Annotated in this window: 11 protein-coding genes and 1 pseudogene; 7 read left to right on the forward strand and 5 right to left on the reverse strand. The window is 70.7% G+C overall.

The features are described from left to right. The first annotated feature begins 94 nt into the window (after positions 1–94). Positions 95–1,381, forward strand: coding sequence for a helix-turn-helix domain-containing protein (locus CV1CTNOD_RS00170; protein WP_131784193.1), 1,287 nt, complete (start codon positions 95–97; stop codon positions 1,379–1,381). Continuing rightward, positions 1,378–1,941 carry a GNAT family N-acetyltransferase gene (locus tag CV1CTNOD_RS00175; RefSeq protein WP_131784194.1) on the forward strand — a complete coding sequence of 188 codons (564 nt, stop codon included), beginning with the start codon at positions 1,378–1,380 and terminating at the stop codon, positions 1,939–1,941. Before CV1CTNOD_RS00170 ends, CV1CTNOD_RS00175 begins: the two co-directional genes overlap by 4 nt. Positions 1,942–2,063: 122 nt before the next feature. Here CV1CTNOD_RS00175 and purQ read toward each other — a convergent pair whose 3' ends face one another. From purQ to CV1CTNOD_RS00190, 3 genes are all read right to left on the reverse strand, one after another. After that, complete coding sequence (purQ, locus tag CV1CTNOD_RS00180; RefSeq protein ID WP_131784195.1) at positions 2,064–2,807, reverse strand: phosphoribosylformylglycinamidine synthase subunit PurQ; 744 nt, start codon at positions 2,805–2,807, stop codon at positions 2,064–2,066. 203 nt (positions 2,808–3,010) lie between these two features. Further along, positions 3,011–5,305, reverse strand: coding sequence for a phosphoribosylformylglycinamidine synthase subunit PurL (gene purL / locus CV1CTNOD_RS00185; RefSeq protein ID WP_165485232.1), 2,295 nt, complete (start codon positions 5,303–5,305; stop codon positions 3,011–3,013). Positions 5,306–5,361: 56 nt separating this feature from the next. Then, positions 5,362–6,303, reverse strand: coding sequence for a DUF3027 domain-containing protein (locus CV1CTNOD_RS00190; RefSeq protein WP_242606229.1), 942 nt, complete (start codon positions 6,301–6,303; stop codon positions 5,362–5,364). 143 nt (positions 6,304–6,446) lie between these two features. On the opposite strand from CV1CTNOD_RS00190, the gene CV1CTNOD_RS00195 reads away from it, so the two are divergent. The 4 genes from CV1CTNOD_RS00195 (at position 6,447) to CV1CTNOD_RS00210 (ending at position 10,382) form a co-directional block, all read left to right on the forward strand. Continuing rightward, on the forward strand, positions 6,447–7,907 hold the full coding sequence (locus CV1CTNOD_RS00195; RefSeq protein ID WP_131784198.1) for an MFS transporter: 1,461 nt from the start codon (positions 6,447–6,449) through the stop codon (positions 7,905–7,907). 148 nt (positions 7,908–8,055) lie between these two features. Then, on the forward strand, positions 8,056–8,502 hold the full coding sequence (locus CV1CTNOD_RS00200; protein ID WP_131784199.1) for a hypothetical protein: 447 nt from the start codon (positions 8,056–8,058) through the stop codon (positions 8,500–8,502). A gap of 105 nt (positions 8,503–8,607) precedes the next feature. Next, the gene (gene mqnB / locus CV1CTNOD_RS00205) at positions 8,608–9,522 is read left to right on the forward strand and encodes a futalosine hydrolase (protein ID WP_131784200.1); all 915 of its coding nucleotides are present in this window, start codon (positions 8,608–8,610) and stop codon (positions 9,520–9,522) included. Then, entirely contained in the window at positions 9,519–10,382 is an 864-nt protein-coding gene (locus CV1CTNOD_RS00210; protein WP_131784201.1) for a 1,4-dihydroxy-6-naphthoate synthase, read from the forward strand. The genes mqnB and CV1CTNOD_RS00210 overlap by 4 nt, the downstream gene beginning before the upstream one ends. Positions 10,383–10,562: 180 nt before the next feature. Here the strand turns inward: CV1CTNOD_RS00210 and CV1CTNOD_RS00215 are convergent, their stop codons facing one another. Next, the gene (locus CV1CTNOD_RS00215; RefSeq protein ID WP_131784202.1) at positions 10,563–10,958 is read right to left on the reverse strand and encodes a cold-shock protein; all 396 of its coding nucleotides are present in this window, start codon (positions 10,956–10,958) and stop codon (positions 10,563–10,565) included. Between the two features lie 283 nt (positions 10,959–11,241). On the opposite strand from CV1CTNOD_RS00215, the gene CV1CTNOD_RS00220 reads away from it, so the two are divergent. Continuing rightward, complete coding sequence (locus CV1CTNOD_RS00220) at positions 11,242–11,550, forward strand: hypothetical protein (RefSeq protein WP_131784203.1); 309 nt, start codon at positions 11,242–11,244, stop codon at positions 11,548–11,550. A gap of 104 nt (positions 11,551–11,654) precedes the next feature. Here the strand turns inward: CV1CTNOD_RS00220 and CV1CTNOD_RS00225 are convergent. Beyond that, positions 11,655–11,864: pseudogene (locus CV1CTNOD_RS00225) on the reverse strand (hydrolase); the annotation flags it as partial.

Consider the following 11,864-nt stretch of genomic DNA (forward strand, 5'->3'; position numbering starts at 1 on the left):
GGGGTAGCGGCAGCCCGTAACAGGCGGCCGTACGTAACTGGTTACGGGTAGCTGGTTACGCCGGTTACCCCACCGCGGATGCCGGGAGGCAGCGATGGGCGACGGCGGGGCGAAGGGAGAGCTTGCCGACCGCATCCGGGAACTACGCCGTGCCGCCGGGTACAGCCAGGAGCGGCTTGCCGCCATGATCGGCTTCAAGCGCGCCTACGTGTCGCAGGCAGAGTCGGGCCGGGACGTGCCGTCCGAGAACCTCATCGACGTGCTGGACGTGGCGCTGGACGCCGGCGGGGAACTGCGTACGCTGCGCGGGCAGGCATGGCAGGAACGACGGACACGACGCCACAGCCCACCCGACCCGCGAAAGCAACGAGGGGAGGATGCCACGGACCGGCGGGAGGTCTTCGAACTGGCCGCGGCCGGCATCCTCGCCGCGGATACCTACCGGCAGTGGACGGCCACCGGCCCCGACCCGCTGACCGTCGCCGAAGTCGAGGACCAGGTCGACCGGCACGCGGCCGTGTTCACCACCACCCCCCACGGCACGCTCGCCCCGCTGGTGTTCGAGACGTGGCGGCAGACGGAGAGCAGCCTGCGGGAGGCGACCCGGCTACGGGCCCACCGGCGCCTCACCGTGGCAGCGGGCTCCTGCGCCTACATGCTGTGCCGGCTGGCGTTCAACATGGGTGATCCGACCACGTCCCGCCGGTTCCTCACCCTCGCGGGGGACCACGCCGAGGATGCCGAGGAACCGGTGGTGGCCGCGTCCGTCGCCGGGATGGAATCCACCCTGGCGTTCTACGGCGGCCGGTATGAGGAGGCGGCCCGGGTCGCGGTCGAAGCTGCGCAGCGGTTCCCCCACCCGTACACCGCGGCACGCCTTGCCGCCTACGCGGCGCGCGGGTATGCCGCGGCCGGCGACACGCAGTCCGCGCGGGAGGCGTTGGAGCGGATGCGACGGGCAGCGGCCGACCTGCCACCACGCCCCGGGATGTCGCCGCTCGGACCTGCGGCAGCGGACATGTTCGCCGGTGGGGTACTCGCCCGGATCGGCGCGGGAGTCGAAGCGGAACCGATCGCCCGGACCGCGGTGGGACTGTACGAGTCCGGTCACGGCGGGTTCGAGGAACGCGGGCATGCCCTACTCGCCCTGTCCGCAGCACTGATGGCGCGTGAACATCCCGACCCGGAAGAGGCGGCCGTCCGCGCTCTGGCCGTAGTGGAGATGCTGGACGACTGCCCGACGTCGACCGTGACCGCGAACCTGCGCCGGACCGCAGCCCAGCTACGTCCCTACCGGGAGTTGCACCCGGTCCGTGCACTCCACGACGCCCTGTCAGCCCGACGCCGTCTCGCCCTGACCACTGGGAGCGCATCGGCATGACCCTGCACTTCGGACCGCCGTCCCCGGCCCGGCAGATCCCCACGGTGGTCACCGAGCGGCTGGTCCTGCGGGACTGGCGCGCCGAGGACATCGCCCCCTACTCGCAGATGACCCAGCATCCGGACATGTCCCGGTACACCGGCGGCGGTCCCATGGACGAGGAGTCGGTGTGGCGCCATGCCGCGTTCCAGCTCGGCCACTGGGCGTTGCGCGGTTTCGGCATGTGGGTCGTCCGGGACCGCCTCACCGGCGAGTTCATCGGCCGCGCCGGCCTGTATGAGGAGCTGGGCTGGCCCGGTGTCGAGGTCGCCTGGACGGTGCGGCGGGACCGGTGGGGACGGGGCCTGGCGCCGGAAGCCGGAACGGCGGCGGTGGAGTTCGCGTTCGTCCACGTCGGCGTCGACCGGGTCATCTCGATCTGCCACCCGGACAACACCCAGAGCCGACGGGTCATGGAGAAGGTCGACCTGACCCTCGACGGCGAATGGTCACTCCATGGTCGGCCGAGCGTGGTCTACGCCATCACCCGTCAGACGTGGGCGGCGCGCACCGGCGGGTGAGATGTCAGCACGGTCGCCGTAACGGCCGGAACGGCTTTGGTGTCCGCGGGACGGGGACGGACGGACGCAGGTACCGGAAGGCGGGTGCGGTTCTGCAGCTGGCGGCTGCGGGCGGCTGCGGGTCAGCCTCCGGCGCCGGTGAGGGCTCCGGCGGCGGGCAGATGGGAGACGACCGACTGGAACATGGCCAGGCCGTCCGGGCCGGGGCCGGTCAGGGCCTCGACGGCGTGTTCGGGATGCGGCATCAACCCGACAACCGTACGTTCTGGGTTGCAGACGCCGGCTATGTCGGCGACCGAGCCGTTCGGGTTCCCACCGAGATAGCGGACGACGATCCGGCCCTCACCCTCAAGCTCGGCAAGCGTCGCCCGGCTCGCCACGTAGCGGCCCTCACCATGCTTGACGGGGATGACCACCTCCTCGCCGGCCGCGTATTCCGACGTCCACGCGGTGGCGGCATTCTCCACCCGCAGCGTCTGGTCCCGGCAGACGAAATGCAGGCCGGCGTTACGAGTGAGCGCCCCTGGTAGCAGCCCTGCTTCACACAGCACCTGAAATCCGTTGCAGATACCGAGGACGGGCAGCCCGTCGCGGGCCGCGTCCACGACCGCGCCGACAATCGGGGAGAAGCGCGCGATCGCCCCGGCACGAAGGTAGTCACCATAGGAGAACCCGCCCGGCAGGACGACCGCGTCCAGCCCGGACAGGTCGGTGTCGCCGTGCCAAAGCGGTACGGCCTCGCCACCGCCGAGGCGGACCGCGCGAGCGGCGTCCCGGTCGTCGAGCGAACCCGGGAACGTCACCACGCCAATCCGCCGTATGGCAGCTGCCGCGTCACTGGAGAGTCCGTGCTGGTCGATACTCATGCCGCCTCTCTTACCGTTCTCACTGTTCTTACCGTCCTCACTGTCTTACCGCCTTACCGCGCCTTGTCTCCGGTTGCCCTGCTCACCGCCTGCTGGAATGCCACGGCGACCGGGGCCGTACCGCTAGACCGGAGGAGGGCGGACGGCCGGGAGGGACGACCGCGGATCCACATCGTTCACCACGTCACCTTTGCCGTCGCGGGTCAGGTGGTCGGGGTGGTGGCCGCGAACAGGGCTGGCAGCGTGGACGAATGGGCGGTCCGCAGTTCGTCCAGGCTGACGGTGAAGGCGTCCTGGACCTCCAGGGTGTCGCCGTCGACCACGCCGATACGCCGCCACGGCAGTCCGCGGGCGGCGCACATGTCGGTGAAGCGCAGCTCCTCCGAGCGGGACACGGCCACCACCGCGCGTCCCGCCGACTCGCTGAACAGCTCGGTGAACAGGTCCGCCCCCCGAGGGAAGACGATCCGGGCGCCGTGCCCGCCACGCAGGCACGACTCGACCAGTGTCTGCGCCAGCCCGCCGTCGGAGATGTCGTGCGCCGAGGTGAGCATCCCGTCGCGGGAACCCGAGACCAGGATCTCGGCGAGCAGCTTCTCGGCGGCGAGATCGACGGCAGGTGGGAGCCCGCCGAGGTGCCGGTGAGTCACCCAGGCCCACTCGGAGCCACCGAACTCCGCGCGGGTCTCCCCGAGCAGCAACAGCGAGTCACCCTCGTCCGTGAAGCCGATCGGGACCCGCCGGGCCACGTCGTCGAACAGGCCGAGAACGCCGACGATCGGCGTCGGGTTGATCGGGGTGGACCCGGTCTGGTTGTAGAACGACACGTTCCCACCGGTGACCGGCAGTCCGAGCCGGCGGCAGGCGTCCGCGAGCCCCCGGCAGGCCTCGGCGAACTGCCACATGACCTCCGGGTTCTCGGGTGAGCCGAAGTTCAGGCAGTTCGTCACCGCGATCGGTACGGCTCCGGACGCGGCCACGTTGCGGCACGCCTCGGCCAGGGCGAGCTGCGCGCCCGCGAACGGGTCGAGCCGGGTGTAGCGGCCGTTGCCGTCCGTGGCCAGCGCGATGCCCAGGCCCGTCCGTTCGGACAGTCTGATCACCCCGGCGTCCTCGGGTTGCGCGAGCACGGTGTTCGCCTGCACGTACCGGTCGTACTGGTCGGTCACCCATGCCTTCGAGCACAGGTTCGGCGAGGCGATCATCGTCAGCAGGGTCGCGCGCAGCTCGTCCCCGGTGCTCGGACGCGGCAGCGCCGCGGGATCGTCGAGCCGCAACGTGTCCAGGTCCGCCGGCCTGCGGACCGGCCTGTCGTACACAGGCCCGTCGTCGGCGAGCGAACCGGGCGGGACGTCGACGACGACCTCACCGTGCCAGCGGATGAGCAGCCGTCCGCTGTCAGTGACAGTTCCGATCCTGGTGGCAAGCACACCCCAGCGTTCGGCGAGCGCCAGCACCTCGGGCAGCACGTCCGGGGTGACGATCGCGAGCATCCGCTCCTGGGACTCACTCGCCAGGATCTCGTGCGGCGCCATCGACGCCTCGCGCAGCGGGACGAGATCGAGATCGACCTCCATGCCGCCGGGCCCGCCGGCCGCGAGCCCGGCCGCGGTCGTCTCGGTCAACGCGCAGGTGAGCCCCGCGCCGCCGAGGTCCTGGATGCCGACGACGAACCCGCGGTCGAACAGCTCCAGGCACGACTCGATGAGGATCTTCTCGGTGAACGGGTCACCGACCTGGACGGACGGTCGGCGCGCCGGCCCGCCGCCCTCGTCGAAGGTCGCCGAGGCCAGCACGGACACGCCGCCGATGCCGTCCCGGCCGGTCTTGGCGCCGAGCAGGACGACCGCGTTCCCGACCCCGACAGCCGCCGACGTCTGCACCCGACCGACCGGCATCACCCCCACGCACAAGGCGTTGACCAGCGGATTACCCAGATAGGACGGGTCGAAGACGACCTCCCCGCCGATCGTGGGCAGGCCGAGGCAGTTGCCGTAGCCGCCGATGCCCGCGACCACCCCCGGCAGCACCCTGGCGGTGTCGGGGGCGTCGGCGTCCCCGAAACGCAACGGGTCGAGGACGGCGATCGGCCGGGCACCCATGGTCAGGATGTCGCGGACGATCCCGCCGACACCGGTCGCCGCGCCTTGGTACGGCTCGACGAAGCTCGGATGGTTGTGTGATTCGATCTTGAATGTGACGGCGAGACCCTCACCGACCGCGACCACCCCGGCGTTCTCGCCCATGCCGACGAGCAGGCGGTCACCCGCGGGTGTGTCGCGGAACTGGCGCAGGTGCACCTTGGACGACTTGTACGAGCAGTGCTCACTCCACATCACCGAGTACATGGCGAGCTCGGCGTCGGACGGCGTGCGCCCGAGCGTGGAGACGATGCGGGCGTACTCGTCGTCGGTGAGGCCGAGTTCGCGATAGGGCTGCGGGACGGCGCCGGACGGCGCTACGGACGGGGCGGTGGGTGCGGTCGGTGTACCGGTCACGCCGTCCATCTTCCCGGACGCCTCCTGGCGAAGCCGGTCAGGATCTGTGAACCCCGTCAGGAGTGGCCATAGGGTTCCGGGCCCGCGCCGTCCCCGCCCGGTGCCTGGGCGGAATCGTCCGGAACCGAGCCGGGCGGATGCGTGGCGACACCGACCAGCTCCAGATCGGAGGACTCCAGATCACCCGGGTCGTCGTCGTACACGATCGACTCCGGATGCGCGGACGGAGCCACCAGCGCCTCCGAGTGGGCACCGCAACCATGGTCGAGCGCGGTCACCCGACCGTCGTCCGGAGCCATCTCGTTCGCGCATACCCCGAACACCCGTCCCAGGATCCCGGCGAGACGCACGTGAAAACCGCAGGTCCGGCAGGCGGCAGGGGCGACCCGGGCGATGGACGCCTCCGGGCCGGACTCACCGGCATACCAGCGAGCAAGAGCGTCATCACGTCCCGTCATCGACAACAGACGCGGACGGCCGAGGCCGAGTTCGTTCCACGCGTCGGTGTCGACGAATTCCTCGATGTCGCCGAGACGCAGCGTCAGGCGCGGGTCGTCCACGGCGGTCGGGAGCAGATCACCGACTCCGACGTCACCGGGACGCAGCCGCTGGGACCACGGCACCCACTGCGGGGCGGTCAGCGCCTCCTCGCCGGGCAGCAGCACCACGTCGTCCACCGTGGCCTTGCGCATGCGCGAGGCGCGCGTGACCACCACCGTCCAGACCCAGCCGGGGTAGGCACGTGCCCCGCAGGCGAAACGGTGCAGGACAAGCCGTTCGCCGTCGGCTTCGACACCGAGATGCTCACCGACCAGACGCGGATCGCCGGCCTCGGCGAGGGCGGCGGCACGGGCTTCCTCGACGGCCGCGGCGCACACGGCGTCCACCGCGGGTGGACGCGGCGCCCGGGGAGCCCGCGGGGTCCGGGGGAGCGCGGGCGGCCGGTTCGCTCGAGCGGCCCGAACCGGCCGGTCGGGCCGGTCAGGATCGACGGGCACCGCCGCGTCCCCGCTCACCGATGTCGGGGGTGCTGTCGGGCCAAGCTGCACATCCTGAGCCTCCACGCACGTATTGTCGCCTACACGTTCCGGAACTGCGCTGCGTGGTCGTGATGGCTCTCCTGGGGGGGAGGACACTCAGCATGGTGAACGTGAGTGCCGGTGTCGCCAGGGGGGTCCGGAAGCTGCGAGCCTCCGCCCGTCGGGGCGGCGCCGAACAGTCCGGACTTGCCTCCCTGACGGAGCTTTCGTTCGTCAACGCGGCCGGGGACGCGTTGGTCACAGTAGCACTCGCCGGATCGCTTTTCTTCGCAGTGCCCACAGGTGAGGCACGATCGAAGGTCGCACTGTACCTGCTGATCACAATGGTGCCGTTCGTCCTGCTGGCGCCGGTGATCGGCCCGGTGCTGGACCGGTTCGCCTATGGACGCCGGACCGCCCTGGCCGCGATCTGCCTGGCCCGGGGCATGCTCGCCTGGCAGCTCGCGGGCTCCCTCGACGGCGTGGCGGTCTACCCGCTGGCGCTCGGCCTGCTGATGCTGTCCCGGTCGTTCGGCGTGGCCCGCAGCGCGGTCATCCCCCGGGTGGCCCCCCGGGACCTGACCCTGGTGAAGGTCAACTCCCGGATCTCCCTGGTCAACATCGTGGCCGGAGCGGTGGTGGCCCCTCTCGGGCTCGGTATCGCCAACATCCCCTACATCGGTTATCCGTGGGTATTGCGGATCTGCGCCATTGTCTATATGATCGGCGTTCTGCTCGCGTTCAACCTGCCCAAACACGTCGACTCCGCCGCGGGTGAAAAGCGCGCTTTCCTCGGGACGGTCCGCTTCCACCGGGATATCACCGGCCGGCTGCGCCGGGCGCTCGGCGGGCTGCCGGTGGCCCTGCGCGCCTCGCTGGTATTGCGCGGGCTGGTCGGCTTTCTCACCTTCTACCTGGCATTCTTGCTGCGGACCAGCGGCGGCAACAACCTGTGGCTGGCCGGACTGGCGATCTGCGCGGGTGCCGGCAGCGGCCTGGGCGTGTTCGTCGGCGGACGCCTCGGCCACCGACGGCCGGAAGCGTTGCTGATGCTGTCGCTGCTGATGGCCGCCGGGGGGTCCCTGGGCGCCGCAGTCAACTACACGAAGTTGACCTCGCTGCTCGCGGCCCTGCTGGTCACCATGGCCAGCTCGATGGGCAAGCTCGGCCTGGACGCGATCATACAGCGGGACGTCACCGAGGACACCCGCAACTCCGCGTTCGCCCGCTCGGAAACCGCGATGCAGCTCGCGTGGGTTGCCGGCGGCGCGATCGGCCTCGTAGAGATACCCGGAACGCTCGGCTTCGCCGCCGCGTCCGCGACGGTCCTGCTCACGATGTTCATGGAAACCCGGGCCCTGCACCGCTCACGGGCGGCGGCGCAGGCGCGCCGGAGCGGGCTGTACGCCCCGGCCATGGCCCACCTCGATCCGGGAGCACCCACCCTGCCGCAGACCTCCACCCTGCCGTCGGCGCCTACCGTGCCGCAGCCGCCCACTGTGCCCCAGGGACCCACCGTGCCGCAGGGACCCACCGTGCCGCAGCCGTCCATCCGCCACTGGCGGGAACGCGGTTCCGGCTGATCGAGCGACACCGGCGGCGCGGCCACCGACGGCTGCCACGATCGGCGGGTTGAACCGGCGGGTCGAGGCGGCGGGTTGAGACCGACAACCCACCGGTGGGATCGCGAGCAGGTCAGCGTCCGACCGTCGAGAACGATAACCTCCGATCGTGTCCGTATCTCGGCTACTTTTCCGCACCCGGCGGCGACGCCCCGTCGTACTCTGCCTCCTCGGCGCGTTGGTCGTGGTGCTCACCGGCTGCGACCGTCCGACTCCGCTGGTGACATTGCAGTCCGGCGGTAACTTCGTCAAGGCGCACGCCGCCCAGTACGATCGCGACGGTGCAGTGATCAAGGATGCCGGCTACCAGGCGCCCGTCCTGCACGCCGTCCCCGGGTCGACCGTGAACATCGATGTTGCGAAGTCGATTGCCGACAAAGGGTACTTTCTTGCGTCCAACGACACCCGGATTTCCGAGCTCATCACCGATGAGCACTACCACCTGACCGTGCCGGACGGACGCGGCGAGGTGAACCTGACTATCTTCCAGGCCCCGCACGCCGGCGGCGACCAGGCGTCCGGAAGCTGGCCGTTCCGTCTCGTCGTCCAGCCGTAGCCCCATGATCTCGAGTTCTGTCAGCCGTGATCCCGTGAGCCCCACCACCGCGGGTGCGGTGTGCCCGGGCTGTGTCTGCCTGCCGGTTCCCCTGCTGGTGGCGGCGTGAGCCGGATCCTGCTCGTCACCGCGGTGACGGCCGAAGCGGACGCGGTCTGCGCCGGAATGATGGGGTCGTGGCAGCCCCGGGCCACCGCCCCCGGAGTCCCCGCAGCCTCCGGCGCCTCCGGTACGGGCACGCCGTCACGCGGTTCGGCGCCATCGTGGGACCGCCAGCTGTTGACGGCCGTACGGATCGGCCCCTACCTGGGCCGCCGCTCCGGTGCGGTGACCGTCCTCGCCGCCGGGGCCGCCGGTCCGGCGGCGGCTGCCGGTACCGCCACCGCGCTCGCCACAGCCCATGCCGCGGGGGACCCGTTCGACCTGATCGTCTCCTTCGGCGTCGCGGGTGGCTTCGCCGGACGCGCGAACGTCGGTGACCTGGTCGTCGCGGATGCGCTGATCGCCGCGGATCTCGGTGCGGAATCCGGCGTCGACACCTCGCCCGGCGAGCCGGCGCAGTCGCCCGCACCATCGGCGTCCAGCGACTTTCTGACCCTGGAGCAGCTCGGGCTCGGAGCCTCCATGCTGACCCCCCGGGAAGACGCCGTCCAGGCGCTCGTTGACGTCCTCAGCGGTACCGGGCGCGCGGTCAGGACCGGACCGGTACTGACCGTCTCGACGGTCACCGGGACCGATCGTCGAGCCGGGGCCCTGGCGCTGCGCTTCGGCCCGGCCGCCGAGGCGATGGAGGGGTATGCGGTCGCGACGGCGGCGGCGGCGTACGGCACACCCTTTGCCGAGATCCGCGCGATCAGTAACGCGGTCGGACGCCGTGACCGGTCCAGCTGGGACCTGCCGGGCGCCCTGGCCGGACTGAGCGCCGCGGCAGCCGCTCTCACTGCCGGCATCGACACGCTCACCGCCGCTGTGCGCACCTCCGGCTCTGCCGGGCGGGCCGAACCGGCGGGCACATCATGATCCAGATTGGCAGCGGCGGCGACACCGCGACGACCCCGCCGGCGGTGCTGTCCCCGCTGTCGCTGGCGATCTCCCCGTGCCCGAACGACACCTTCGCCTTTCATGCGCTCGCGCACGGGCTGGTCGGGGACGGCACAGCGGTCACGGTGACCTTCGCCGACATCGACGTGCTGAACCGGCGCGCCGCCGACAGCCTGGACGACGTGGTCAAGGTCTCCTACGCGGCCCTGCCCTGGCTGCTGGGCTCCTACCGGCTGCTGTCGGCCGGGAGCGCGCTGGGACGCGGCTGCGGGCCTCTCGTACTGACCGCCGGTCGGGACGACCTGCGCGGCGCACGCGTCGCGATCCCCGGTATGCGCACAACCGCCTACCTGCTGTTCCGCCTGTGGGCACAGGGACGCGGGGTGAGCGACATCGACGTCCTGTCCTTTGAGAAAATCATGCCCGCGGTGCGGGACGGACGGTACGACGCCGGCCTGGTGATCCACGAGTCCCGGTTCACCTACCCGTCCTTCGGCCTGACCGCTGTCGCCGACCTCGGTGACTGGTGGGAGTCCGAAACCGGCCTGCCGATCCCGCTCGGGGCCGTCCTGGGCCGTCGTCACCTCGACGGCGCGGCGCTGTCGGCCACGGTGCGGGCGAGTGTGGCTGCCGCGTTCACCGATCCGGAGGCGTCGCGTTCCTACGTCCTCGACCACGCGCAGGAGATGGACCCGGAGGTGGTGGACGCCCACATCGGGCTGTACGTCAACGACTACACCCTGCAGCTCGGTGACGAGGGCTACGAAGCGGTCGAGGTCCTGCTGGGCCGCGCGGCCGCCGCCAACCTCGTACCGGCCCTGTCCGCTCCCCTGCGCTGATCTACCCGGACCTCGGCTTCGACCCGGACCTCGGCTTCGACCCGGCCGGCCCGGTCTTGATCCCGGCCCCGCTGGGCAGCGGCCGGGCGCCGGTTCACGAAACAAAGATCAATATTTGCCGCGGGAGTGAAATTCCGTCGCGCGAGTAAAACTCCGTCGCGGGGCATGAACAGGTCGCGATCAGACCTCCAGCTCGTCGGCGACCGCGTGGACGACCTTCGCCACCTTCTGGGCCATGCGACGGTCGGGGTAGCGCCCTCGACGCAGCGAGCCCTGCACCTCGTCCAGCAGTTTGATCATGTCTTCGACCATGCTGTGGAGCTCGTCGGGGCTGCGTCGCGCCGCCTGCGCAGCGGCCTTCGTCACCGACGGCAGAGCCGCAAGCACCCGCACCGACAACGCCTGGTCGCCACGGCGGCTCACGGCGATCCCGAACTCGACCCGGTCGCCGGGCTTGAGCTTGTCCACGCCGGGCGGGAGCGCGGCCTTGTGAACGAACACATCACCGCCGTCGTCACGGCTGAGAAAGCCAAAGCCCTTGTCGACGTCGAACCACTTGACTCTGCCGGTGGGCACGGGAGACCTCGTTATGAGTAGCGAAGGGAGACTGTCCGGTGAGGTACCGGGGTCTCAAGGCTATCCGGGGACACGCCGACGGGTGGTCGTCCGTACTTTTTCGTCACCGGGCAGAAGCGTCCAACCGATGTTCACTCCGCTCCCCAGGAAGTCGGTCCTGTCGGAGAAAACATGATCGCGCCGCCTTTGGCCCGGCAATCCAGGAACTTGGCCGCCGGCAGCGCGAAAAACATGATCGCGCCGCCTTTGGCCCGGCGGCCACGCGATCCGTAGGCTGGCACACGTGGATGATCCAGCGACCCGGGAACCCGGACCTCCGGAACCTCCCGGACCTCCGGGACGCCGGAACCGGGCGGACGTCTTCGTCCGGGTGGGGGCCGTGCTGTTCGCGATCGGTCTTGTCGCCACCGCGGTCATCATCATCCCGTTCTTCTTCGGGGCCACCGAACGGCCCACGTGGCTCAACGTGGTCGCGGCCGGTGGACTGACCATCGGCTTCGCCCTCGCCTTGATCGGGATAGTGGCGGCCGTGCTCTCCCCTCCTGCGGAGGACGACACCGAACCGGTCGACACCGAGGGGAACCCGATTTGATCGGACGCCCGTCCGCAGGCGGTGTCGCCCTCGGGCGCCGCCATCCCCGGGCACCGTAACCGTCCGCCGCTGTCATCGCCTGTCACTGGCATCGCCCGTCACTGTCACTTCCTGTCGTCGTCGTCCCCGGCCGCGCGCACCATGGCCGCCGGCAGCAGTTCGTTCATGGAACCCGACCGGAACCCGCGGGGATCGATCTCCACCCGGTCGAAGCCCTCGACAACCGCCAGCAGGTCCGGGCGCGCGGACAGCGCGTCCACCCGGTCGGCGTCCACCTCGACCAGCGCCACGTCGTCGAGGTCGCGCACACGCAG

The sequence above is a fragment of the Protofrankia symbiont of Coriaria ruscifolia genome, from assembly GCF_900634745.1.
Taxonomy (GTDB): Bacteria; Actinomycetota; Actinomycetes; order Frankiales; family Frankiaceae; genus Protofrankia; species Protofrankia californiensis.